This is a genomic window from Photorhabdus tasmaniensis, from assembly GCF_011189505.1.
GTDB lineage: Bacteria > Pseudomonadota > Gammaproteobacteria > Enterobacterales > Enterobacteriaceae > Photorhabdus > Photorhabdus tasmaniensis.
In genome coordinates this window covers 24,781-51,232 of the sequence record NZ_PUJU01000028.1, presented here as the reverse complement: position 1 = coordinate 51,232, position 26,452 = coordinate 24,781, and the positions used below count along the sequence as shown (strand labels likewise).

At 43.4% G+C, this 26,452-nt stretch carries 22 protein-coding genes and 2 pseudogenes; 9 read left to right on the top strand and 15 right to left on the bottom strand.

Features of this window, described 5'->3' with window-relative positions; genetic code table 11:
• Positions 1 to 18: 18 nt before the first annotated feature.
• From nuoF to hexA, 6 genes are all read right to left on the bottom strand, one after another.
• Entirely contained in the window at positions 19 to 1,383 is a 1,365-nt protein-coding gene (gene nuoF / locus C5471_RS13865; protein ID WP_133815967.1) for an NADH-quinone oxidoreductase subunit NuoF, read from the bottom strand.
• Entirely contained in the window at positions 1,380 to 1,928 is a 549-nt protein-coding gene (gene nuoE, locus C5471_RS13860) for an NADH-quinone oxidoreductase subunit NuoE (RefSeq protein ID WP_133815966.1), read from the bottom strand. The genes nuoF and nuoE overlap by 4 nt, the downstream gene beginning before the upstream one ends.
• 2 nt (positions 1,929 to 1,930) lie before the next feature.
• A complete protein-coding gene (gene nuoC, locus C5471_RS13855; protein ID WP_207627341.1) occupies positions 1,931 to 3,730 on the bottom strand; it encodes an NADH-quinone oxidoreductase subunit C/D in 1,800 nt (599 codons plus the stop codon).
• A 90-nt stretch (positions 3,731 to 3,820) separates the two neighbouring features.
• Positions 3,821 to 4,495 (bottom strand): NuoB/complex I 20 kDa subunit family protein, encoded by a 675-nt coding sequence (locus C5471_RS13850; protein ID WP_133815965.1) that lies wholly within the window; start codon positions 4,493 to 4,495, stop codon positions 3,821 to 3,823.
• A gap of 15 nt (positions 4,496 to 4,510) precedes the next feature.
• Positions 4,511 to 4,960, bottom strand: a complete 450-nt coding sequence (locus C5471_RS13845) for an NADH-quinone oxidoreductase subunit A (RefSeq protein ID WP_023045489.1) — start codon at positions 4,958 to 4,960, stop codon at positions 4,511 to 4,513.
• 708 nt (positions 4,961 to 5,668) lie between these two features.
• Entirely contained in the window at positions 5,669 to 6,601 is a 933-nt protein-coding gene (gene hexA, locus C5471_RS13840) for a transcriptional regulator HexA (RefSeq protein ID WP_133815964.1), read from the bottom strand.
• A gap of 810 nt (positions 6,602 to 7,411) precedes the next feature.
• Between hexA and C5471_RS13835 the strand changes: the two genes are divergently transcribed.
• The 3 genes from C5471_RS13835 to yfbR all read left to right on the top strand — a co-directional run bounded on the left by C5471_RS13835 (position 7,412) and on the right by yfbR (position 9,918).
• The gene (locus tag C5471_RS13835) at positions 7,412 to 8,626 is read left to right on the top strand and encodes a pyridoxal phosphate-dependent aminotransferase (protein WP_133815963.1); all 1,215 of its coding nucleotides are present in this window, start codon (positions 7,412 to 7,414) and stop codon (positions 8,624 to 8,626) included.
• 27 nt (positions 8,627 to 8,653) lie between these two features.
• Entirely contained in the window at positions 8,654 to 8,860 is a 207-nt protein-coding gene (locus C5471_RS13830; protein ID WP_133815962.1) for a hypothetical protein, read from the top strand.
• A 464-nt stretch (positions 8,861 to 9,324) separates the two neighbouring features.
• Positions 9,325 to 9,918 carry a 5'-deoxynucleotidase gene (gene yfbR / locus C5471_RS13825; RefSeq protein WP_133815961.1) on the top strand — a complete coding sequence of 198 codons (594 nt, stop codon included), beginning with the start codon at positions 9,325 to 9,327 and terminating at the stop codon, positions 9,916 to 9,918.
• On the opposite strand, the gene C5471_RS13820 is transcribed toward yfbR, so the two are convergent.
• Positions 9,915 to 11,747, bottom strand: a complete 1,833-nt coding sequence (locus C5471_RS13820) for an SLC13 family permease (protein ID WP_133815960.1) — start codon at positions 11,745 to 11,747, stop codon at positions 9,915 to 9,917. The two genes, yfbR and C5471_RS13820, sit on opposite strands and share 4 nt — an antisense overlap.
• A 153-nt stretch (positions 11,748 to 11,900) precedes the next feature.
• Positions 11,901 to 12,356 (bottom strand): terminus macrodomain insulation protein YfbV, encoded by a 456-nt coding sequence (yfbV, locus tag C5471_RS13815; protein WP_133815959.1) that lies wholly within the window; start codon positions 12,354 to 12,356, stop codon positions 11,901 to 11,903.
• Positions 12,357 to 12,750: 394 nt separating this feature from the next.
• On the opposite strand from yfbV, the gene ackA reads away from it, so the two are divergent.
• The 3 genes from ackA (at position 12,751) to C5471_RS13800 (ending at position 16,539) form a co-directional block, all read left to right on the top strand.
• Positions 12,751 to 13,953: an acetate kinase gene (ackA, locus tag C5471_RS13810; protein WP_133815958.1), complete on the top strand. Its 1,203-nt coding sequence runs from the start codon at positions 12,751 to 12,753 to the stop codon at positions 13,951 to 13,953.
• An 84-nt stretch (positions 13,954 to 14,037) separates the two neighbouring features.
• Positions 14,038 to 16,164, top strand: coding sequence for a phosphate acetyltransferase (gene pta / locus C5471_RS13805; RefSeq protein WP_207627342.1), 2,127 nt, complete (start codon positions 14,038 to 14,040; stop codon positions 16,162 to 16,164).
• A 147-nt stretch (positions 16,165 to 16,311) separates the two neighbouring features.
• On the top strand, positions 16,312 to 16,539 hold the full coding sequence (locus C5471_RS13800) for a hypothetical protein (protein WP_133815956.1): 228 nt from the start codon (positions 16,312 to 16,314) through the stop codon (positions 16,537 to 16,539).
• 20 nt (positions 16,540 to 16,559) lie between these two features.
• On the opposite strand, the pseudogene C5471_RS24425 reads toward C5471_RS13800, so the two are convergent.
• Positions 16,560 to 17,342, bottom strand: a pseudogene (locus tag C5471_RS24425) (TSUP family transporter).
• A gap of 191 nt (positions 17,343 to 17,533) precedes the next feature.
• Here C5471_RS24425 and C5471_RS13790 point away from each other — a divergent pair.
• Positions 17,534 to 17,710: pseudogene (locus C5471_RS13790) on the top strand (type II toxin-antitoxin system HicB family antitoxin); the annotation flags it as partial.
• Between the two features lie 99 nt (positions 17,711 to 17,809).
• Here C5471_RS13790 and C5471_RS13785 read toward each other — a convergent pair.
• Positions 17,810 to 18,211, bottom strand: coding sequence for a DUF1240 domain-containing protein (locus C5471_RS13785; protein WP_133815955.1), 402 nt, complete (start codon positions 18,209 to 18,211; stop codon positions 17,810 to 17,812).
• A complete protein-coding gene (locus C5471_RS13780) occupies positions 18,201 to 19,070 on the bottom strand; it encodes a hypothetical protein (RefSeq protein ID WP_166296001.1) in 870 nt (289 codons plus the stop codon). Before C5471_RS13780 ends, C5471_RS13785 begins: the two co-directional genes overlap by 11 nt.
• Before the next feature lie 618 nt (positions 19,071 to 19,688).
• Between C5471_RS13780 and C5471_RS13775 the strand changes: the two genes are divergently transcribed.
• Positions 19,689 to 20,456 (top strand): hypothetical protein, encoded by a 768-nt coding sequence (locus C5471_RS13775; RefSeq protein ID WP_133815954.1) that lies wholly within the window; start codon positions 19,689 to 19,691, stop codon positions 20,454 to 20,456.
• A 155-nt stretch (positions 20,457 to 20,611) separates the two neighbouring features.
• Complete coding sequence (locus tag C5471_RS13770) at positions 20,612 to 20,953, top strand: hypothetical protein (protein WP_133815953.1); 342 nt, start codon at positions 20,612 to 20,614, stop codon at positions 20,951 to 20,953.
• A 93-nt stretch (positions 20,954 to 21,046) separates the two neighbouring features.
• Here the strand turns inward: C5471_RS13770 and C5471_RS13765 are convergent, their stop codons facing one another.
• The 4 genes from C5471_RS13765 to astD all read right to left on the bottom strand — a co-directional run bounded on the left by C5471_RS13765 (position 21,047) and on the right by astD (position 26,452).
• Entirely contained in the window at positions 21,047 to 22,501 is a 1,455-nt protein-coding gene (locus tag C5471_RS13765) for an amino acid permease (protein WP_133815952.1), read from the bottom strand.
• Between the two features lie 100 nt (positions 22,502 to 22,601).
• The gene (gene astE, locus C5471_RS13760) at positions 22,602 to 23,594 is read right to left on the bottom strand and encodes a succinylglutamate desuccinylase (RefSeq protein WP_133815951.1); all 993 of its coding nucleotides are present in this window, start codon (positions 23,592 to 23,594) and stop codon (positions 22,602 to 22,604) included.
• 12 nt (positions 23,595 to 23,606) lie between these two features.
• Entirely contained in the window at positions 23,607 to 24,950 is a 1,344-nt protein-coding gene (gene astB / locus C5471_RS13755; RefSeq protein WP_133815950.1) for an N-succinylarginine dihydrolase, read from the bottom strand.
• Positions 24,951 to 24,976: 26 nt separating this feature from the next.
• A complete protein-coding gene (gene astD / locus C5471_RS13750) occupies positions 24,977 to 26,452 on the bottom strand; it encodes a succinylglutamate-semialdehyde dehydrogenase (protein WP_133815949.1) in 1,476 nt (491 codons plus the stop codon).

Below are 26,452 nucleotides of genomic sequence, written 5' to 3'. Positions count from 1 at the left end.
AATTTCGTGAAGAACCCATTACCAACGCTGCTTTAGCAGGTTTGGTTGGATACCCGCAATCAGGTGGGAATTCCCATAGTTTTTGGTCACAATTCCAGCTTCGAATTCATCACGGAAATATTTGATGGCACTCTGTAAGGGTTCCACCGCCCCGGGGGCGTGAGCACAGAATGTATTACCCGGCCCAAGGAAACGGCAGAGCTGCTCCAGCGTTTCGATATCCCCCGGTTGCCCTTCGCCACGTTCTAATGCCCGCAGAATTTTCACGCTCCACGGCAGTCCGTCACGGCATGGCGTGCACCAGCCGCAGGATTCACGGGAAAAGAACTCTTCAAGGTTACGGGTCAGAGAAACCATGTTGATTTCGTGGTCAACAGCCATTGCCAATGCAGTGCCCAGACGGCTACCCGCTTTCGCGATATTTTCGAAATCCATTGGCAGATCCAGATGGTCAGCGGTCAGGAAGTCTGTTCCTGCACCACCCGGTTGCCACGCTTTGAATTTCAGGCCGTCACGCATGCCGCCAGCATAATCTTCAAGAATTTCACGGGCTGTCACCCCGAATGGCAATTCCCACAACCCCGGATTTTTCACCCGACCGGAGAATCCCATCAGTTTAGTACCGGCATCTTTACTCTTGCCTGCACTCAAACCGATATACCACTCTTTACCGAATTCAAGAATTGAGGGAACGTTGCATAAGGTTTCAACGTTATTGACACAAGTGGGTTTGCCCCAGGCACCGGAAGTGGCTGGAAATGGCGGTTTTGAGCGAGGGTTAGCCCGGCGGCCTTCCAGGGAATTAATCAGCGCGGTCTCTTCACCACAGATATAACGCCCTGCGCCAGTATGAACAAACAGCTCAAAATCAAAGCCGCTGCCCATAATGTTTTTACCCAGCAAGCCCGCCGCTTTCGCTTCTTCAATGGCTTTACGCAGATGCACTGCCGCTTCTACATATTCACCACGCAGGAAGATATAGCCACGATAAGCTTTCAGGGCAAACGCACTGATCAGCATCCCTTCCACCAGCAGGTGGGGAAGTTGCTCCATTAACAGACGATCTTTGTAAGTACCCGGCTCCATTTCATCTGCGTTACACAGCAGATAACGGATATTCATGCTTTCGTCTTTTGGCATCAGACTCCATTTCAGACCGGTGGAGAAACCGGCGCCTCCACGGCCTTTCAGCCCAGCGTCTTTTACCAGAGAAACCACTTCCGTCGGAGCCATGCCTTTCAGCGCTTTTTCAGCGCCGCGATAACCACTTTTGCTGCGGTACTCATCCAGCCATACCGGCTGTTTGTCATCACGCAAGCGCCAGGTAAGAGGATGGGTTTCCTCAGTACAGATAATTTCTTTTATTCCTGAATGTGTTGTCATGGATACTGCTCCAGTAACTTCTCAATCTCTTCAGGTTTGACCGAACTGTGAGTATCGTCATCGATCATCATGGTCGGACCTTTATCACAGTTACCCAGACAACAGGTTGGCAGCAGCGTAAAACGCCCGTCTTGCGTCGTCTGGCCCGGACAGATTTTCAAATGCCTTTCAATAGCGGCCTGGACATCCTGATAACCGGTAATGTGGCAAACCACGCTGTCACAGTAACGGATAATATGGCGGCCCACTGGCTGGCGGTAAATTTGGCTGTAGAACGTCGCCACACCTTCCACATCACTGGCGGGAATACCAAGCACATCTGCAATCGCGTAAATGGCACCATCCGGTACCCAACCACGATGCTTCTGTACAATTTTCAATGCTTCGATAGAAGCGGCGCGCGGATCTTCGTAGTGGTGTTTTTCCTGCTCAATCGCATCGTGCTCTGCGGTACTCAGTACAAAATCTGCTTTTGCCTGAGACTCTGTCACGTAAACCACATCAAGGCGCGCCTGTTGAGCATTCGCGTTAATTTCACTTTGCATAGTTAGCGATCCACATCAGACATAACAAAATCAATACTGCCCAGATACACGATCAGGTCAGAAACCAAGCCACCGCGGATCACCGAAGGGATCTGCTGTAAATGAGGAAAACTCGGTGTACGGACACGGGTACGATAACTCATGGTACTGCCGTCACTGGTCAGATAGTAACTGTTGATGCCTTTAGTTGCTTCAATCATCTGGAAAGACTCATTTGCTGGCATGACCGGCCCCCATGACACTTGCAGGAAGTGGTTAATCATGGTTTCAATATGCTGCAAAGTGCGTTCTTTCGGCGGCGGTGTTGTCAGTGGGTGATCAGCCTTAAATGGGCCTTCCGGCATATTTTTCAGACACTGTTTCAAGATCCGCATACTTTGACGCACTTCTTCCACTTTCAGCATCACACGGTCATAACAGTCACCGTTATTGCCAATCGGTACGTCGAACTCAAAATTTTCATAACCAGAGTATGGGCGCCATTTACGCACATCAAATGCGAGACCCGTCGCCCGCAAACCGGCCCCGGTCGTGCCCCAATCGAGAGCTTGTTTGGTATTATAGGCAGCGACGCCAATCGAACGGCCTTTCAGGATGCTGTTTTTCAGCGCTGCTTTCACATAGGAATCAAGGCGCTTCGGCATCCAGTCCAGGAAATCACTCAGCAATTTATCCCAACCACGCGGCAGATCATGCGCCACACCGCCAATACGGAACCAGGCCGGATGCATACGGAAACCGGTAATCGCTTCCACCAGATCATAAATTTTTTGGCGGTCAGTAAAGGCGAAGAACACCGGTGTCATCCCACCGACGTCCTGAATAAAGGTCGAGATATACAACAAGTGGCTATTAATCCGGAACAATTCCGACAACATGACACGAATGGTTTTCACCCGGTCAGGCACCTCAATACCCGCCAGCTTTTCCACCGCCAGCACATAAGGCATTTCGTTGACGCAACCACCGAGGTATTCAATACGGTCGGTATAGGGAATATAGCTGTGCCAAGACTGGCGCTCACCCATTTTTTCCGCACCGCGATGGTGATAGCCGACATCCGGTACACAATCGACAATCTCTTCGCCATCCAGTTGAAGAATGATACGGAATGCGCCATGTGAAGAAGGATGGTTAGGACCCAGGTTGAGGAACATAAAGTCCTCATTATCGGTACCCCGTTTCATTCCCCACTCTTCTGGCTTGAAAGTCAACGCTTCCATTTCCAGATCTTCTTTCTGCCGGGTTAGCTCGAAAGGATCGAATTCTGTCGCACGGGCGGGATAGTCCTTACGCAGCGGATGCCCTTCCCAGGTTGGCGGCAACATGATGCGGCGCAGGTTCGGATGGCCGTTAAAGACAATCCCGAACATTTCCCATGTTTCGCGTTCATACCAGTTGGCATTTGGGAATAAAGGCGTTGCCGTCGGGAGATGCAAATCTTTCTCACTGAGGGCAACCTTCAACATAATGTCGCGGTTACGTTCAATAGAAAGCAAATGATAAAACACAGAAAAATCCGCGTCAGGTAGCCCTTGGCGGTGAGTACGTTGGCGTTCATCCATGCCATGCAAATCAAATAGCATGACATAAGGCTTAGGCAGTTTTTTCAGAAAAGTGATTACTTCCAGTAATTGTTCACGCTTCACCCAGACCACCGGTATACCAGTGCGGGTTGGCTGAACAGTAAAGGCATCCGGGCCAAAATGGTTACGCAGTTCACTCACGACCGGATCATCAAGATGGTCATGAGTTTGCCACGCAGGCCGGGCGCTTTCTTGCGCGATCTGATCTATCATCATTCTTCACCACAACGCTTTGATCAGTGTTTGTTTTGATCAGGTATTGTTATCGCAACACATTGCTCTGGTTACGCTGTACGGCTAAAAGCCCTAAACTTCGTCTGGTGTACGCAGATTTTTCACTGCGATACGTTCCCCGTGCTTACGTTCTCTTTCTGACTGCATATTGGCACGGTAAACCCCTTGATCGCCCACGACCCAAGACAATGGGCGACGCTCTTTGCCGATCGACTCCTGCAACAACATCAGAGCCTGCATATAAGCTTCAGGACGAGGAGGACAACCAGGGATATAAACATCAACGGGGATAAACTTATCAACCCCCTGAACCACAGAGTAGATATCGTACATACCACCAGAGTTGGCACAGGCTCCCATCGAGATAACCCATTTCGGCTCAAGCATCTGGTCATAAAGGCGCTGAATTACCGGTGCCATTTTGGTAAAACAGGTGCCAGCGACCACCATAAAATCCGCCTGACGAGGTGACGCACGCAAAACTTCAGCGCCAAAACGGGCGACGTCATGAACGGCAGTAAATGATGTCGCCATTTCCACATAACAACAGGAAAGACCGAAGTTATAAGGCCACAGGGAGTTTTTACGTCCCCAGTTCACCAAATCATGCAGAGCGTGTTCCAGTTTGCCCATGTAAACACTGCGATGGACATTTTGCTCCAGTGGGTCAGCGACAATTTCCTGTTTTTGCAGGGGATAACGGTCATTCTCACCGTTCGGATCTATGCGGGTGAGTGTATAATCCATCTTTATGCCTCGCTATTACTGCGGATGACTATTGTTAATGTTAATCACAACGCTTGGTTTACTGACCTGGCGACTTGATCGGGATGGCGTCCAATTCAGCGCACCAATACGCACCAGGTAAAACAAGCCTGCCAATAACACCAAAATGAAAATACTTGCTTCGATAAAGCCTAACCAGCCACTCTCTTTGATAGAGACTGACCATGCATATAAAAACAGGGCTTCAACATCGAAGATGACAAAGAACATGGCGACCAGATAGAACTTGGCCGACATACGAAGACGAGCACTGCCGACAGAATCAATACCAGATTCATAAGGGATATGTTTTGCCCGGGCTTTTGCTCTCCCGCCCAGAAAAAACGCCCCTAACAGCATCAAAGCACACAGACCGAAAGCACCTAAAAGAAATACCGCGAATGCCCAGTGATGGGCAAAGAGTTCAGTGGATGTTGACATACTCATTGCTTACTCATCAAAAGTGGTGTCAAAAATGTCTGCTCTTTTGTCTGGCAGTGTTGCACCACATCGATTCAAGGGAAGGGGTAACAACCAAATCTGAAACACTGCTAATCAATGATTGATGGAGTGAATCTTCTTGGTTTTTACTCCTCTCAACAATATTTTGTCTGTTATGACAAAATTAATCTAACATTTATTTACAAACAACAAACTTAATCTTAACGGATCGTGCTACCACACTGCTAAAACGTGTCAGTCACTTGACATGCAAACAGCATCGGGATCCAGTTTAACCGATAACTCGCTTTTACTACATCATTATCTCAGGAAAAACCGGCCTTTCCACTGTTTCATAGGGGGTATTTCTTTGATCAAGTACACAGTTTGGCAGAAAAAAATGTTGGTGCTGATGATAATTCATTCAAATCTGAGGAAATTATATTTTTCATCCGTGAGATAAGAAAAAAATCACGGTTAACTACAGAAACGCTTATTTTATCAATTCTGCAAATTATTACTTTGTTAACAATATAACAATTTGTTAACCAAAGCAGGGCGGGGGTAGGAAAAAAGCCACCGTATATTCAATGATCATGATAACGGCAAAATAAGGTGAATTTAGTTGATGATTACTTATAAATATATCTGGAAGGCTAATACCTCCTTTCATCCATAATGGAGGTATTAGCAAAAGATTAAGTGCTTTAGATATTACTCTTCAATAATGCCGCTATCATCAGAAAGCGGTTCTTCAGAAACACCCGATATAGTGTACGGGGTTTTCTTATTCTCTATCGCACTAAAAACAGTCAGAACAGATTCATTCTGTTCATTGCTATGTCTATATAGAGAGAACTGAGTTTCAGGCAAACGAGGAAGCCCTTCACTCTCACCTAAAATACGCAGATCAGCATTTTGCATTTCCAAAGGACGGGCAGTAATACCGACTTCTGCATTCACTGCCGTGCGAACAGCCGACAGAGAAGCAGCTTCATAAGCAATACGCCACGATACCCCGACTTCATCCAGCGTATCCAGCGCCAGCTGGCGGAATGGATTTGTTTCATCCATCACAACCAGCGGCACAGGCTCGTTTGGCTGTAGCTGAAAATCAGGAGCACAATGCCATAATACCGGTGTTGAGCGCAGAACAGTCCTTGGATGATGACTGATCTTTGCCGTGGTTAACGCCAAATCGATCTCATGGCTATCCAGCATACTTTCAATAAATTGAGTTCGCTTTATACGAACATCTATTGCCATCCGCGGATAAACCGAAGCGACGCGATTTAACAAAAAAGGGAGCAGTGTATCCACAGTATCATCGGATGCACCGATTCTTAACTCACCTTCTGCATCGCTATAGGTTAATGATGCACTGGCATCATCATTAGCGCGCAGGATTTGTCTCGCATAGCCAAGAAGTTGAAGACCATGCTCTGTAAGAAGCTTATTACGGCCGTGGCGGGCAAATAACTCTCTGCCCACCAACTGCTCCAAACGTTGCATTTGCTGACTTACAGCCGATTGCGTTCTGCAGACTGCTGCTGCTGCTGCTGCAAACGTATTTAAATCAGCAACAGCAACAAAAGTTCTTAGCAGATCGAGATCGAGATTCATTATCGGACGATTTGCATTTATCATTGTTTATTCATCACTTTTTTTTGATTTTAATTACTAACTAACCTGGTGTTTTTACGTAAGCACTATCAAATTAAATAACATCAATTAGACAGTACTCTACTCTATTAAATAGGGCAAAGATTTACTGCTGTTTTTTTACCTATTGAACCCATAGTGGGTTTTATTTTCTCCTCTCTCTTAGTCAAAGTTACTCGGATTCCTAAATAAATTGAGGACAATCCCTATTTACAACACCCTATATGTGATTTCTAGTTTGGTTATTTTGTTTTCTGACTCACTTCAAAGAATAACATAAGTTATATCAGAAAAACTAAATATAAAGTAAAAATCTACAATATTACTAATGTTTGATAATCCTATTCAGATAAATTTACAATTAGTTTCCAGAAATGCTCAAAAATATTGTTCGATCTTTCTAAAATATATAGTTCTAAATTGCTAATTCAAGACAAATCTTATACATAAGAATAAATTATACAAATACAATCATTTTTATTGGCAAATTGAGTTGTGCTCATTTTCCCCCCCATAACCCCACAACCCCGCCGCTGTGATGTTAAAAATGCTTCATATCTACACTAAAAAACAAGAACAATTCAGATTATAAATTCAATATCACGATAAATTTAAGAGTTTAACACTGACATAATTTACATAAAAAGATACTAGAATAACAACACCCCTACTAAAACAACCATTTTAACCAAATATATCAATGCATCTTCAAAACACCTGGAGGGAAGAGTACATTAAATGTCAGACGCTCTATGCCAGGCACCCCTTTTTACCAAAATTAAGGTAAGACTCTCTATGCTAGCAGTTAAAAAATCCAGCAAATTGGATAATGTTTGTTACGACATCCGCGGCCCCGTACTCAAGGAAGCTAAACGCCTTGAAGAAGAAGGTAACAAAGTCCTCAAATTAAATATCGGTAATCCAGCCCCTTTTGGTTTTGAAGCACCCGATGAAATCTTGGTAGATGTTATCCGCAACTTACCAACAGCACAGGGTTATTCAGATTCAAAAGGTCTATATTCTGCTCGTAAAGCGATCATGCAACATTATCAAGCCCGGAATATGCTGGATGTGAGTGTTGAAGATATTTATATCGGTAATGGTGTTTCTGAATTAATCGTTCAGGCAATGCAGGCATTACTGAATACCGGTGATGAAATGCTGGTTCCTGCCCCCGATTATCCTCTCTGGACTGCGGCGGTTTCACTTTCCAGCGGAAAAGCTGTACATTATATGTGTGATGAAGGGTCAGATTGGTTTCCTGACTTAGATGATATCCGTAACAAAATTACCCCTCGCACACGCGGGATTGTGATTATTAACCCCAATAATCCAACGGGTGCTGTATATAGCAAGGCGCTGTTACTGGAAATTGTTGAAATAGCCCGTCAGCATAATTTGATTATTTTTGCTGATGAGATTTACGACAAAATCTTATATGACGATGCAGTGCATCATTCAATTGCCGCACTTGCCCCTGACCTGTTAACGGTAACATTTAACGGATTATCTAAAACATATCGGGTTGCCGGTTTTCGTCAGGGCTGGATGGTATTAAACGGTCCGAAGAAGCACGCCAAGAGCTATATTGAAGGTTTAGAGATGCTGGCATCAATGCGTTTATGCGCCAATGTGCCAATGCAACACGCTATTCAAACCGCGTTAGGCGGTTACCAGAGTATCAGTGAATTCATTTTACCTGGTGGTCGTTTGTATGAACAACGTAACCGCGCGTGGGAATTAATCAATCAAATCCCTGGCGTTTCCTGCGTAAAACCTAAGGGGGCCTTATATATGTTCCCGAAAATTGATGCGAAGCGTTTTAACGTTCATGATGACCAGAAGATGGTGCTTGATCTCTTATTACAGGAGAAAGTCCTGCTCGTGCAGGGAACGGCATTTAACTGGCCGGAACCCGATCACTTCCGCATCGTAACACTGCCAAGGCTTGATGAATTGGAAATGGCCATTCAGAAATTCGCCCGATTTATTGGCAAATATCATCAGTAAAAATAAGAAGAACCATTCGATAAGCGGATGCTACTGATAACAGACATTATTTATACCATGAGTTCTATCGGTGCAGAAGAAAACCGACTTTTTTCTACACCGATTACACTGATAAATGAATCTGACCGATTTGTCTTCACTAGTGAACACATCACCAGTCAGCCAGAAATCTCTGGTAACCATTTCCATTACTTTACTTTATTGATATCAAATGACGACACTTTACAAAGTTAAGGTCAGTCAATTTTCATTTTTACCGGTAACATAGACTCGTTTTTTTTATTTTCACCGGAGAATTTATGGCGATTATATAAGGCATTGGCGGGATAGAAAAGAATTAAACATCGCATTTATTAAACTTGATAAAGGAGATCGATTGAATGAATAATGAGCTATTGTAAATTATATGAAATTTTTGTATGCGTTTTGTATATAAAATGGAGTGGAAAAATAGATTTCTTTAAAAAAATATACCTATTACGATTATAACATTGCCAGTTAATAGTAAATGTAAATTAGTCGGTCATATTACTGACGTTATACGCCTTGGGCTGCCGTTGGCAAATATTGTTAATGTGTCAGAGAAACAGAGTTTTTCTGCTGCAACTAAGGGATAAAAATTAAAGGGCGACGTTAAGGTTTACATCCCCCTGCCAACCGCTCACAATAAAAACAATTTTCCACGGTAAGAGATGAATATGAGCCACTTTTTTGCCCACCTTTCCCGTCTGAAACTGATTAACCGCTGGCCTCTTATGCGCAATGTGCGTACAGAAAATGTTTCTGAACACAGCCTGCAAGTGGCCTTTGTCGCACATGCTTTAGCCATTATCAAAAACCGCAAATTTAGCGGCAATGTGAATGCTGAACGCATTGCGTTGCTGGCGATGTATCACGACGCCAGCGAAATTATCACCGGGGATTTACCCACCCCTATCAAATATCACAACCCGCATATTGCACGGGAATATAAAAAGATAGAAAAAATCGCGCAGAAAAAATTACTGGAGATGCTACCCGCAGAGTTGCAAGAAGATTTTCGTCCGATATTGGATGACAGTCAGCATACAGAAGAAGAAATTTTTATTGTTAAACAGGCCGATGCCCTGTGCGCTTATCTCAAATGTCTGGAAGAGCTATCAGCCGGTAACAGTGAATTCAATCTGGCAAAAACCCGGCTTGAAAAAACCCTGGCTGCTCGCCACAGCCAAGAGATGGATTACTTTATGGCAGTTTTTGTGCCGGGATTCAGCCTGTCGCTGGATGAAATTAGCCTTGATATCCCAGATTAAAATGGGAACAACCAAGGGATAATCAGCACACTAATCACCATCACTAAAATGGTAAACGGCACGCCCAAACGGACAAAATCAGAGAACTTATAACCACCTGGGCCAAGAACCAGTGTATTCACCGGTGATGAAACCGGGGTCATAAATGCGGCAGAAGCAGCCACACCAATAATCATGGCGAATGGCATGGGTGACACTGCCATTTCACGCGCTGCGGCAATGGCTATTGGTGCCATTAATACCGCCGTTGCCGTATTGGAAATAAACAAACCAATGACGGCACAAAGTACAAACAGACATAACAGCATTACCCTCGGCCCCATCTCACCCGCAATATCCATCAGGCCGCAGACAATCAGATCAACCCCACCCGTTTTCTGTAATGCCAGTGCAAACGGCATCATCCCGACAATCAGGATAATACTGGGCCAATGAATAGAACGGTAAGCGCTTTCCATATCGATACAGCGGAATTTCCCCATCAACAGACAAGCTATCAACGCAGCAATCACATTGGGTACTTCATCGGTAAGCATCATGGCAACCATCAGCGCCAAACTAAAAAGTGCGTGCGGAGCCTGAGACGTTGCCGGCGCGACTTCCTCAATCTCAACGGGTAAATTGAGGACAATAAAATCGCGCATTTTAGTTTGCAGGACGTGGATCAGTTTCCAATCACCAATAACCAGTAAAATATCCCCAAGTTGCAGTGGTTCATCTACCAGTTTACCCAACAACGGTTCACTATCACGCCGAATGCCGATAACATTTAAACCGTAGCAGGTACGAAAACCTATTTCCCGCAGGGATTTACCCAATAAATTGGACTCTGGGATCACAGAGACTTCGGCCATACCCACATTACGGGATTGTTCGGAGAAATATTCCCCGCGCAGCACCATTGGCTCCAACCATTGCTCGCTGCAAAATTCACGCAGATCCACTTCACTGTCTGACATATCAATCAGCAAGACATCCCGCTCTCTCAATTCTGTATTACCGATCGCGCTGACCATAACGCGTCGGAAACGCCGCCAGCGCTCAATACCAACGACATTAGCCCCATAGCGGGCACGCAAATTCGATTCATCAAGAGAGAGGCCAATCAGCGGGGAACCTGGCCGAATTGCCAGGCGACGAGCACGACCTGATAATTTATAGTCGCGGATAAAATCACGGAAAGTACGGCGATTCCATTTATCATCACCGTTATCAGGCTGGTTGCCAGCCAGCCAATGACGCGCAATCAGCATATAGCCAATACCAACAAACAGAATCAGAATACCGATAGGGGTAATAGAGAAGAATTTGAAACCGGGCAGCCCTTCCCGTATCAATTCACTGTTAACGACCATATTGGGTGGCGTCGCGACCAACGTCATCATGCCACTGATAAGCCCGGCAAAACTCAGGGGCATCATCAACCGCCCCGGCGAAATTTTCATTCTGGCCGCAACACTCAGCACCACTGGAATGAAAATCGCCACCACCCCCGTAGAACTCATAAAAGCACCAAGACCGGCAACTGTTATCATCAGTAACGCCAACATCTTGGTTTCACTGTTGCCGGCAACCCTTACCAGCCAGTCCCCCATTTGATAAGCGACACCGGTTCTCACCAGCCCTTCACCAATAACAAACAGAGCGGCTATCAACAAAACGTTGGGATCACTGAAACCACTGGTTGCTTCACCCAGTGTCAAGGTTCCACTCATGACAAATGCGATAATCACCAATAACGCGACAATATCCATACGGAGTTTATTGGTAGTGAAAAGAACGATAGCTATCAATAACAGGGTCAGAACCCACAAGAGTTCGCTATTCAAAATGGCCTCTATCAACGAATAAAGAAGATATGGTGTCGAAAACGTGATTAGTAGACCATTTTATTGAGGGAAAATCCCCGCTTGCGATCAACAATGTATCTGTTTGTTGTCGTGAATCGTCATGTCATCTGCGGCTTTTTCAATCTCTTCCAGCTAAATATCATCAAGAAACGACCGATCGAGTTGTTTAAACGCCCGTTTCAGCAATTCTGCGAGAGATTGATAAGTCGGCGTTTGTTGCACCGGTGCCATTGCGATACCGGCTTTAGCAAATTTATCACGGATCTCATGAAACCATTTCAGCAACGTCGCGGGCAAAGGTGTTGATGCCCGTTTCCCCAACCACCATAACCCTTGCATAGGTAAACTGCACGCAAACAGCGCAGTCGCAACCGCCGGACCCAGTTGACCACCCAGTGCGATTTGCCACGTCAGCGTAAAAATAGCCAACGGCGGCATAAACCGGATACCAAAGCGGGTTACTTTAATCATCCGGTTTTCAGGAAACATGGGCGCAAGTTGTTTCTCAATCGGCCAAGTCTTCATATATTGCTGTCCCAGTTGCATCCTTCTCATCCATCCGCCACTGGCAGGAGGCATTGTGCTCATTATGACCTCGATCAATTAAAAACATAATTTTTAAAAAAAGTCTGTAAACGATAAAATATTTTTTGTAGGATTAAGTATATTTTGTCTTTACTGCTGGCTATCGGTATCCTACACCCACTTTTATACTGTCCATAGCAGTAAAACAGCATATTTTACCTTTTTTACTACATTTAAGCTCATTTTGTTAACAAATCACCCTGTAATTTAACATCAGGCGGGTAAAAAAAAGGTTCTTAAAAAAATGTAAACCTTATCATCATGCTCTTTACACCTGGCATGATGTTAATCATTTAACGTCATCACTATTATACGCTATGCTGATGAGTAATTGATGTTTTATTAATCACATGTCTTATCTGTAAGACTCAATGACAAACAAGATATAGGTATTTCCATGTCAAGTAAGCTGGTACTGGTTCTCAACTGCGGTAGCTCTTCTCTGAAATTTGCTATCATCGATCCGACTAACGGTGAAGAATATCTTTCTGGTCTAGCTGAATGTTTTAACCTGCCTGAAGCCCGCATTAAGTGGAAAATGGATGGCGCAAAACATGAAGCCGCTTTAGGTGCTGGTGCAGCCCACAGTGAAGCATTGAACTTTATTGTTAATACTATTCTGGCGGAAAAACCAGAACTTTCTGCTCAAATCACCGCCATCGGTCACCGCATTGTTCATGGCGGTGAAAAGTTCACCTCTTCTGTTACCATCAATGATGAGGTTATTCAGGGTATTAAAGATGCGGTTCCATTCGCACCACTGCACAACCCTGCTCACCTGATTGGTATTGAAGAAGCGAAAAAAGGCTTCCCACATCTGGCGGACAAAAACGTTGCCGTTTTCGACACCGCTTTCCATCAAACGATGCCGGAAGAAGCTTACCTGTATGCACTGCCATACAACCTGTATAAAGAGCATGGTATCCGTCGCTATGGCGCACACGGAACCAGCCACTTCTTCGTTTCCCGTGAAACAGCGAAAATGCTGAACAAACCGGTTGAAGAGCTGAATGTTATCGTCTGCCATCTGGGTAATGGCGGTTCTATCTCCGCGATCGTTAATGGTCAGTGTGTTGATACTTCTATGGGATTGACGCCACTAGAAGGTCTGGTTATGGGTACCCGCAGCGGTGATATCGATCCTGCTATCATTTTCCACCTGCATGACGCTCTGGGTATGAGCGTTGAACAGATCAACAAACTGCTGACCAAAGAATCTGGCCTGCTGGGTCTGACAGAAGTCACCAGCGACTGCCGTTATATAGAAGATAACTACGAAACCAAAGCCGATGCTAAACGTGCTATGGATGTCTACTGCCATCGTCTGGCTAAATACGTTGGTTCGTACTCTGCCCTGATGGAAGGCCGCCTGGATGCTATTATCTTTACCGGTGGTATCGGTGAAAACTCTTTGCTGGTACGTGAGCTGGTACTAAAAAAACTGGCTCTGTTAGGCTTTGAATATGATCACGAACGTAACCTGGCTGCCCGTTTCGGTAAATCCGGTACTATCACGACTGACAACAGCCGTCCTGCTCTGGTGATCCCGACGAATGAAGAATTAGTCATTGCTCAAGATGCTGCGCGCCTGACCGCGTAAGACTTTGCGCACCGCCAGCAACTGCTGGCGGTACTATTTTGACCAACGAGCAACCGTAAAGAGGTTTCCGTGTCCCGCACAATTATGTTGATCCCTACCAGCACCAGCGTCGGCCTGACCAGTGTTAGTTTGGGAGTTATCCGCTCAATGGAGCAAAAAGGCGTCAGCCTGAGTGTTTTCAAACCCATTGCCCAGTCCCGTTGCTGTGGCGCACAAGATCAAACCACGGCAATCATCCGTTCTCACTCCAGCATTAAAACCGCTGAACCACTGGATATGGCCTATGTAGAATCTTTACTGACCACGAATCAGAAAGATGTCCTGATGGAAAAGATCGTGGCTCTTTACCACGAAAACACCAAAGACTCAGAAGTTATCTTGATTGAAGGTCTGGTTCCAACCCGTAAACATCCGTTCGCCCAATCGCTGAACTATGAAATCGCCAAGACCCTGAACGCTGAAATTGTGTTCGTACTGGCGCTGGGTAACGATTCCCAAGAACAATTGAAAGAACGCGTTGAGCTGGCCCGTGCTGAATTTGGTGGCAACAAAAACCAGAACATTACCGGTGTTATTATTAACAAACTGAATGCACCGGTTGATGATCAGGGCCGTACTCGTCCTGATCTGTCAGAGATCTTTGATGAATCCTCAAAAGCCATCGTAGCTAACATCGATCCAAACAAACTGGCTAAAAATAGCCCATTGCCAATCCTTGGCTGCATTCCGTGGAATTTTGATCTGATTGCGACGCGTGCAATCGATATGGCAAAACACCTGAACGCCCGCATTATCAACGAAGGTGCCATCAAAACCCGTCGTGTGAAATCCGTGACCTTCTGTGCACGCAGCATTCCACATATGCTGGAGCACTTCCGTCCGGGATCCCTGCTGGTGACTTCCGCTGATCGTCCAGATGTTCTGGTTTCAGCTTGTCTGGCGGCTATGAACGGCGTTGAAATCGGTGCGATTCTGCTAACCGGCGGCTATGCCATTGATGAACCTATTAAGCAACTGTGTGAACGTGCTTTCGGCACAGGCCTGCCCGTCTTTATGGTTGATACCAACACCTGGCAGACTTCCCTGAGCCTGCAAAGTTTCAGCCTGGAAGTACCGGCAGATGACCATGAACGTATCGAAAAACTGCAAAACTACGTTGCACACCACATCAACAAAGAGTGGATCGATTCGCTGACAGCGAACTCTGAACGTCCACACCGCCTGTCGCCACCGGCATTCCGTTATCAACTCACTGAGCAGGCACGCAAAGCAGGTAAGCGGATTGTTCTACCTGAAGGTGATGAACCTCGTACCGTGAAAGCGGCGTCTATTTGTGCTGACCGAGGTATTGCGCGCTGTGTGCTGCTAGGCGATCCAGAAGAGATCCGTCGTGTTGCGGCTGCTCAGGGAGTAGAGCTGGGTACCGGTATTGAAATTGTTGATCCAGTTGCTGTACGTGAGCGCTATGTCCCACGTCTGGTTGAACTGCGTAAAAACAAAGGCATGACCGAAGTCGTCGCACGCGAACAACTGGAAGACAACGTTGTTCTGGGTACACTAATGCTGGAACAGGGCGAAGTTGACGGCTTGGTTTCCGGTGCGGTACACACCACCGCAAACACGATCCGTCCACCATTGCAGTTAATCAAAACCGCACCTGGTAGTTCACTGGTATCATCCGTATTCTTTATGCTGCTGCCAGAACAAGTTCTGGTTTACGGTGACTGTGCGATCAACCCGGATCCGACAGCTGAACAACTGTCTGAAATCGCCATTCAATCGGCAGATTCAGCTAAAGCATTTGGTATTGAGCCTCGCGTTGCGATGATCTCCTACTCTACCGGTAACTCCGGTGCGGGTAGTGATGTTGAAAAAGTTCGTGAAGCAACCCGTTTGGCACAGGAAAAACGTCCAGACCTGATCATTGATGGCCCATTGCAATATGACGCCGCTATCATGGCAGATGTGGCGAAATCCAAAGCGCCAAACTCACCGGTTGCCGGTCAAGCTACCGTGTTCATCTTCCCTGATTTGAACACTGGTAACACCACTTATAAAGCAGTACAACGTTCTGCGGATCTGGTTTCAATCGGGCCGATGCTGCAAGGGATGCGTAAACCGGTTAACGACTTGTCCCGTGGCGCTTTGGTAGACGATATTGTTTACACTATTGCACTGACGGCGATTCAATCGGCACAAGAAGAAGAATAACGACTTCTGGCACATCAAACTCATTTAAGGACTGAATTCCACACAAGATTCAGTCCTTAATCACATCATGAACGGTAGTGGCAAGCGCTGACACACCAGACTTGAGGAAGCATACTATTTAGTTACAAAAATGATTAGCAGGTCACAATGAGAATTAAAACGATCAGTTTTATAAAAAAGAACGTCGATGCTCTTGAATTATCTGAACCCATTCTGGTCACACAAAACGGTGTACCAGCCTATGTTATTAAATCATCCGCAGAAAGAAAACAACGAGATCAGTCAATCGCTTTGCTTAAAATACATAAAGTCAATATCGCCAGTATTAACACTAGCGCTATAGATACATACCCCAATCCTCAACCTACCGAATAGTTTATTTTAATTTGGTGCAATTATAGAAGATTAAGGATCATAACCCGTAACGGATTGTCTTCAGCGTTAATAAGTTTAATCGCTAACACACAACATACCAATATCAGCATCGGTCTTACTAAACGAGGACCTACTTTAACAGCACAACGTGCACCTAGCTGTGCTCCAATAAAAGATGCTATAGCCATTGCTAAAGCCAATGGCCATATAATGACGCCTTTAGTGATAAAAATAAACAATGCACCAATATTACATGAAGCATTTGCTAACTTAGTAAAACTCATTGCTTTCATCATATCCAGGCCACAGAAGAACATAAAACTCATCATGAGAAAAGAACCCGTTCCTGGACCAAATATACCATCATAAAAACCAAGTACAGGAGCGATTAAAAATGAAAATAACAATATAGATATTCTTTTTTTATTATTTTTATTACTCAATTTAGGTTAGGAAATAAAATAAACTGCAACGACAATTAATAATATTGGCACGCAAGCTTCTAATACACTCTTACTGATAATACTTACCAACAAAGCCCCACCAACTCCCCCTAATAAGCTAAAAAATATTAAAAATATTGATTTCCTCCACTCGATTAACCCTTTACGTGCAAAAGTTACAGTAGCTGATATACTTGCCGAAGTTGCCTGAAATTTATTAGTAGCCATAGCACTGATTGGTTCTATCCCTGCAAGGAATAGAGTAGGTAATGTTATTAATCCTCCTCCACCAGCTATTGCATCAAAAAAACCTGCTAGAAAAGCAATAGTTGCCAATATTCCTATTATGTCCCAATCCATAATGATTCCGTATATTATCAAATATTTAAAAATAACCTGAATTATTAATAATGCAAGCTATTTAAATAGCTTTTCATCATCATGTCTCACTTTCAATCAGACCTTATACGCCGAAAAATATGATACATTTACCAATCTGATCAAAAAAATAAATAAAGTATCGATGTAGCACTTATCATGTGAATCCGCCGATCTTAATTTATATCAATGTGGATAAATTCGATAGCAGAACAGAACGTATCAATATTACTCTTCCACATCGTTTGTTATACCGTATTGACATGATTGTTCATGATCATCCTGAACATGGCAGCAGAAGTGGTTTTCTGGCTCAGGCTGCGCTCAATGAACTGCAAAAAACAATTTAATTGTGCCGCATATATGAGGCACTTCGCATTTATATTTATTCGAAAAAATTTAGGGCTAATAATTACATAGGCTAGGTTATCATAGGTAAGTAAATAATATTAATCACATAGCTTAATATCTTTTACATAAGTATTAGGGGACATCCAGGATATTTTTTCACATACCAAATAATTATCACTTTTTAATTTATAATTCACGTATAAAGATATTGGGAAACTTAAAAAAATTGAAACAATAGCAATAAATCCAAAATAATTAATAAAACTATCATGATGTTTTGGGCAACGTCTTGTTACATTAAAAAAAATAACAAAAATCATAAGGTATGAAAGCAAAGGAAAAGAAAAAAATATCATAAAAACACCACTTGAAAATGTTATTTTCTCATCCATTTTAACTAAAGAAATTAAATTTTCTCCGGTCAAAAAGAAACCTGATAGCGCTAAAATAAAAACAGCAAAAGCACCGATAATATGTATAACTTTCTTTCTATTTCCCATAGCGACCCCAGTTATAAAGAAATTGATTGAAATTAGCTTCTGGTGCTCTTAGCTTTCTCTCCATTTCTTTTTTGAGTAAATTAATGACAGTTTCACTAATTTTAAATTTCTTATCTATAATATCAAGTGTATATACCGTTAACACTCCCACAAGAAGTATAGCACCAGCCACAACAATTACGCTAGCACCTGTCACAAACAAAGCTGAGAGAAAAGCCCCCGTAGCCCAAGCAACAAAGGCTGCTACTGCTGCCTTAGCCAAATCTACAGCAATATTACCTAAAAAATCAGCCAGTGTGTATTTATCTTTAAATATAAGTTCAATAGTTCTATAAGCTGCGGAAAATAATATACCGAATTTTAATCCTTTAGCTATGCCACTATTTATTCCCTGCTGCCCAATCCCCATAGATATCATCTTCATATTAGAAGCGCCGTATCGTGAAGCAGTAATAATTTTCCTGAATCCCGCATAACCTGATATTTTAATCCATTTCTCCCCATTTTTACCAACATACTCTGTCGCTTTAATCCCTAATCTCTTAAATTCCCTTACTACATTTGTAAAATCAAAAGCATCACGTATATTACCTGCATATGACGATATTGGATCTGCAACCGAGAACACACGCTTCATAAATGGACTTTTTGGTTTTGGAGAATCAATATCTTCCAGAACACTTTTCGCTTCTTCCAATGATAGCAGTGCAATATACGTTGTATTCTCTCTTAACTGCTTCTCAAGACCAATATCATCAAAGAACTCATGCTGGGGTTTTAATTGATTAGCCCCAACATGACCTTTTAGGAAATCTCCCATATAACCTTCCCAAGATAGGTGGTGTTTTTTATATGTCATCGTGAAATCTTATACACACAATAGAATAATCATTGTTTTTTATGCCATGACAATCTAAATACTATATCTACAGTTACTTTTATAAAAAAACATTTTAATAATAAAGTAAAATAATTATTTATATCTCTTGTAAAATAACTGTCAATGGAAATAATATATAAGCACTTAAGAATTAATATATTGATAAATATCACATCATTCTTTTTTTTACTTTACCGGTACGGTTTCATTCTTTGGTAAATAATACCCGATTCATTCAATGTGAGAAAATAATTCAGAGAGAACTTACTCAGCTATATTCACGATTACAGTAAAAATGAAATTGGGTGAGAATCTATTTATTTTTATAAAATGTGATTTTAAACACAAAATTGAGTTTGCTATTAATAATTAATAGCCTAATACTTATAATAATTAAATCTCAGTATTGATGTGGTTTTGATGCATTTTGAATTATTAAAATGAGAATATAATTTCGTTATCCCTCTTTTCCAAGAGGATCATGGAAATAACCACCGAAGTTGTCTCTGAGCTTAATTAAAAAGAATAGTGAAAATAGGGTTTATCATCAAATTATATATTAATAAAAACATCCCATTAAATTATATGGAGAAAATTATGGTTATCAAAGAAGGCGGATTCCCCTTTAAGCTATACAGCATCACCCCAGATCAAGTCACTGCCGAAAGTTTGAAAAACACGTTAACTATCCTTGGTCTTACCTGCGAAGATACAACCCTAGATAAACTTCAGCAATACATTACAGATGTCAGATCACAATTATATAATGGAGCGTACCAAGCATTCGGAATTAATCACCTTCATGACTCCGTCGTCGCAATATCCAAGGGGCTTTGGGAGCCTGATGGAGCGCTACATGAAATGAGACAGCTAGATTACATTACCAAAAATGAAGAAATTTTTAACTGGCTTAAAACCCAATACAAGGATTTCCCTGGTCAGGTCTCCATGATATCTCATAACAAGGCTTATTATTCAACTGTGGATGCAATCAAAGAGGCATTTGTTAAAGCCGCGTATATAACATCAGCAACACTGATTTCTCCACTTGATAAGAAAAGCATGGAGTCTATTATGAGTGGTTGGCTTGCCGGATTGAGCTCGGATGACAAAGCAGATTTCGACTCTGGTCAAAAAACAACAGCCATCCAAATCGCCCTTAACCCTGATGGCGATAACGTTGATGCTATTGGTGAAGCAGTAGTCGATTGGAGGCTTCAAATTGTAAATTGGAAAGGAAAAGGTAAGAAAAATCCAGGAAAGGATACGACAATTGATATTCAATCAAGATCAGTTAATTACACTGAGACCAGTTTGTTAAAAAAACATTACAATGCCGCTGTTAATCAATTCGGAGGCGTATGAATTAAATACTAAATCCAAAACTCTATTATTTTTATATACCCATACAAAATTTCCGGCTGGGTATACATAAAGTATAAGAAAGATTTACACCTAAAAATATACAATTGATTTGCGTACAATAAAATCCGTTGCGTGGGAAAATATATGGAGGATACATGAAAAACACCAATATCTTAAAAATAAATGAAAGAGTATCTGGCGTCATTAAATACTATACTTTTCCTGTTACTATCGGCGATGGTGAGGTATCTGTGTCATTCACATTGGTAGACAAAGAAAATAATTATTACAATTTCGTACTTGATGGAGCCACAACTTCTTCAAAAGAGCTAACAGGTCTACTTACTATACTCGGTACTGCAATAAATTATGCTCTACAAGTAAGCGTAGATTTTGTCAGAGTATCCAAAAATGGAAATTACAATCTTACTTCAAAAATAACCTGTAATCCTCCGGATAAAGATTATCGTGATCATGAAACGAGGAGTGAATCTTAAATATAAGATGGTAATATATGCACAAATTCTTGGTTCATATATTACCACCAATATAGCTTACGTAAATAATAAAATAATAATCCCACCATCTGCCTATAAACGAAAACCCTCTTTTGCTACCTGATAGCGTTGTTCTTCCCGCGCTTCATTTTTCTTCTTTATACGCCATAAAAGACTTAACGCAATAAACCATAAAGGGGTGCCACAGAGTGCAACCAGTGTATCCGGATCAAAAACCATGACGACGATGGTCAGGGCGAAAAAAACCAATGTTATCCAGGTCATTGGTACCGCCAGAGGCATCTTAAATATTGAGCGCTGATGCAGATCAGGATGATGTTTACGATAAGCTAAATAAGCAATCAATATCATACACCAGCTATAAATAACCATAATAGAGGCAACGGTTGATACAATAGTAAATAATCTCATGACATTCGGCATGATAAATAAAAGTGACGTACCAACGATCATACAGAAGCCAGAAAATATCAGGCTATGTACAGGAATCGCGGTATTACGAGACAGAATTTTAAATTTCCGATGGGCATTTCTTTCAGTTGATAAACCATAAAGCATACGCGTACAGGCGTATAACCCACTGTTAGCGGAGGACATTGCCGACGTTAATGCAACAAAGTTCACAATAGCGGCTGCGGCAGGTAAACCAGCCAAAGCAAATAAGGTCACAAAAGGACTGGTTTCAGATGAAATCCTCCCCCAAGAAGTCACCGCAATGATGCTTAACATGGAGAAAATATAAAAGATAATGATCCTTATCGGAATATTATTAATCGCTTTCGGCAATATCTTTTCCGGATCTTTTGTTTCCGCTGTCATGGTACCCACCAGCTCAACACCCGTAAAAGAAAAGATCGCTATCTGGAAACCGGCAAAAAAACCAAAAATGCCATTCGGCAGAAATACTGATGGATCAGTCAGGTTATTAACCGATGCCGTCATACCATCAGGTGATTGCCAACCTATCATTACCATACCGATACCCACAATAATCAACGCCAAAATCGCAACCACCTTAATAATGGCGAACCAGAATTCAGCTTCGCCAAATAACCGTACAGAAAGCAGGTTGCAAGTACAAAGTAAACCCAGAGTCAAAAACGCAGGTACCCAAAGAGAAACACCCGGGAACCAATATTGAATATATCCACCACAAACAACAACATCAGCAATACAGGATACAATCCAACTCATCCAGTAAGTCCAGCCAAGAAAAAAGCTGGCTTTCGTCCCTAAATAATCAGACACGAAATCAGCAAAAGAGCGATAATTCAGTTTAGTGAGAAGTAATTCCCCCATTGCCCGCATCACCATATAGACAAAAAAACCCACAATCGCATAGGTAATAATGATCGATGTACCGGATACGGCAATGGTCTTTCCTGACCCCATAAATAAGCCTGTACCAATAGCACCACCAATGGAAATTAACTGAATATGGCGTGCACTCAATCCCCGATGAAGCTCTTGTGAGCCAGAACATTTTTCTGCCGAAATGTTTTGTTGATTTTTATTATTTTTTATCATGATAATACCCGTTCGTCATTAAAGCGAAGAAACAGACCGCTGAATCTTTCTGAAGAAGACGTTGCCACTGCTTTAGAAAGAAAATGGAGTTATGTTTTATTTAATTATTTTTTTCATTTAAGGCAAGTAACAATCCCGCCCGCAATCCATTAGCAACCTCAGCATTAGGAAATAAAATAAATTTCGCCGGAAATTTAATTTGCCAATGGCGATCATGCTGGCTGGCAATTTCAAATCCCTCTGGCAATTCAGTGAAATTCATGGTGTCTGCGGGAATATGAAGCTGGAAACTTTCATCGCTCTTAATAATGGCATCCATTATCTGGTAATGTTTCAGTTCAGGTTTAATTCGTGCGGCTATTGGCGATAAAGAGATTAAGCCATAAAGGGAATCCGCCATTTTTTGGAACCGTTTTAAATCATTTCGACCAAAAGGCATTGCCTTACCCATTTCCATCGTACAGCTATCCGCCCCAAATTTTTCATGCAGAAAATGGCTGAAAGTTCCTCCTTTTGAACGATGATAAACCAGCGCATCAATATCGCTGTCATTCAACCATTGCATAAATTCGGCAGAAAATGGACGGCTTTGAGCCGGTAACAATGCAAATTGTTCATGATGAGAAGCACGTATAGCGGTATGCAGATCAATATGCCAGCGCATATTTGTCGAGGACACGGAGGATTCAGCAAAAAAGCGACTGATAATATTTTCAAGTTCAGCCGCGCGTGATCGCTCATTTCCCAGAGGAAAATCCAGATAACGGCCACCAAACATACGATTCAAATCGTTATGCAGATAACGTCGATTCACCCGCATAGCCGGCAAGTTACCAAAGATAATCAGCAGGTTATTTTTTAGTAGCAAGGTGCCATCTGCCAACTGTGCCAGTAATTGAATCAGTATTTCAATGGGCGCGGTTTCATTACCGTGAATACCTGCGGAAATAACCAGAGACCGGTTTTTTCCTTCATGGGGAACATGGGGAATGAGTTGCAATACCCCTTCTGCCAGCCAGCTCGCATTCATTGTTTCTGGAAACGTCAAGTGGTCGGCCAGTTTCTTTTCAAGCAATGCGGTTAACAGATCCATATCTGCTCCAATTTAGCGTTGAAATTCATAGATCGACCCCAAATGCAGGATCTGCGTAAGCTCATCCAAAGCGGTATAAACTTCACGCAGTAATTGGGGATCAACCAGATCGCCAGCAGATAACTCATCACGATAGTGCTGTTCTATCCATTGAGTCAGGCTCTTATAAAGCCGGGGATTCATTATTGTCGCAGGATTGACCGCGTTAAATTCAGCATCATTTAGCACCACCCTCAGACGTAAACAGGCCGGGCCGCCGCCATTACGCATACTTTCCCGCAGATCAAAAACGCAGACTTCATTAATGGGTGATGACGTTTGCGCAGTCAGTGACTGTAAATAGGCCCAGACAACTGCACTCTGGCGGCACTCTTCCGGCACAACAATCATCATTTTTCCATCAGCTTTACTCAGTAATTGACTATTAAAGAGATAAGAATCGACCGCATCTTTGATACTGACCTGCTCGGAAGAGACTTCAATTGCGACAAAATCATGTCCCAATACCGCCATTTTCTCTTTAATTTCAGCCAAAGCCTGATCCTGATCCAGATAAGCATACTGATGATGAAAAAGGACATTTCGGTTGCTCACCGCAATCACATCATTATGGAAAACACCGCTGTCAATGGCGACCGGGTTTTGCTGCACAAAAACGGTTTGTGCCGGATTAAGCTGATGCAGCCGTGCAATGGCTTCACTTGCTTCCAGTGTTTGCCGTGCGGGATAGCGCTGGGGCACCGGACTGCCACGAAACGCGCTACGGCCATAGACAAATACCTGCACGCCTGGCGTATCATATTCACCCCCGAGGCGATTATGGTTTGCCGCCCCTTCATCACCGAAATTTTCATGCTGCACAAGCGACTGATGATGGACAAAATGATTTTGATTAGCAAAAGTGGCTTTTAACGCGGCTGCCGTGGTTTCTGCTTCCAGCGAACGGTGCAGTTTGTTATTTAAATTTGCCACGGTGAAATGTACCCGTCGGTCAGCACTATCCGCCGAAGGGGACACCGTTGCCGCATTAGCTGTCCACATTGATGAAGCAGAACTCAATTTTGATAATAACGCTGGAGAATATTGAGCGGCTTTATCAAGTATCTGTTCATCACTGCCCGTAAAACCTAAATTACGTAAGGCTGGAATATTGGGACGTTGTTGTGGTGGCAGTACTCCCTGAACAAACCCCGCATCAGCCAGCGCTTTCATTTTCATCAGCCCTTGAAGCGCAGCTTTGCGTGGGTTAGACACCCGGTCCCGATTATGTATAGACGCTTTATTGCCGACTGAAAGCCCTGCGTAATGATGAGTCAGACCAACCAAACCATCAAAGTTTGCTTCAAAACCGGACATAGATACCTCTGGAAAGATTGTATAAGTTAATCAGGGAAATGGATCCCCGGCGCAAGCGTTTCAGGTAAAGCGAGTTTGTCAGTAACCAGAGATGCTATAGGCCAAGCACAGTAATCAGCGGCATAATAAGCGCTGGGACGGAAGTTTCCCGAAGCGCCAATGCCACCAAAAGGCGCTTTACTGGAAGCCCCCGTCAACGGCTTATTCCAGTTGACAATTCCGGCTCTCGCATCTTCTGACAGGCGTTGGAACAGCGAAGCATCCGGCGAAATCAAACCCGTAGCCAATCCGAACCGGGTGTTATTCGCCATTGCCAGTGCTTCATCAAACGTGTCATAACGCATAAGAGTGAGTAGCGGGCCAAAGTACTCTTCATCAGGCACATCAGCGACCTGGCTAACATCAATAATTCCGGGTGTCAGCAACGTTGATTGAGGATCGCGTTGTTCCAACGAAACCAGCGAAATCCCACCGAGTTTTTGCAGCTGATCTTGCGCTTCCAACAGATTCTGAACCGCCTGTAAAGAAATGACGCCACCCATAAAAGGTTGGGGTTGTGCATCCCAATGAGCTGGAACAATCTGTTCAGTCACCGCCACCAGACGCTTAATCACCGCATCCCCGTGCACGCCATTTTTTACCAGTAATCTGCGGGCACAAGTGCAACGTTGGCCGGCGGAGATAAATGCTGACTGCACAATGGTGTAAACAGCAGCATCAATATCATCACAGGCATCTACGATCAGTGCGTTGTTCCCCCCCATTTCAAGGGCCAGCATTTTCTCTGGCTGACCGCCAAACATGCGGTGAAAGTGAAAGCCAGTATTGGCGCTCCCGGTAAACAGTACCCCATCGATCTGTTTGTCCTCCAGCAGCGCCGTGCCGGTATTGCGTGCCCCTTGAACCAGATTAAGCACACCGGCGGGCAAACCGGCTTTTTCCCACAGTTTTACCGTCTCTTCCGCAGTCATCGGTGTCAGTTCACTCGGTTTAAACACCAGCGTATTACCGGCAATAAGCGCAGGGATAATATGACCATTCGGTAAGTGACCCGGAAAATTATACGGACCAAAAACCGCCATTACACCGTGAGGGCGATGGCGCAGTAAGGCCCGGCCGTCCGGCATAATGATTTCTGACTCTCCGGTGCGTTGTTCCCATGCTTCGATAGAAATCGCCGCCTTACCTATCATAGATTGTATTTCAGTACGCGCTTCCCATAATGGCTTGCTGGTTTCCTGACTGATAACCCGCGCCAAAGCCTCTGTCTCGTCATTGAGCAAAGCAGCAAACTTCTGGACAATCTTAATTCGCTCGCTAACCGGCAAATGTGACCACGAATAAAACGCTTTACGGGCAGACTGGCAAGCTGCTCTAACTTGAGAAGGATCAGCGCTGTTAGCTTGCCACAGAATTTTCTGATCTATTGGGGCGAATTTAGTCATCAACTCACCTTGTCCCTTAACCCATTCGCCCCCAATGTAATGTACTTTATGATTCAT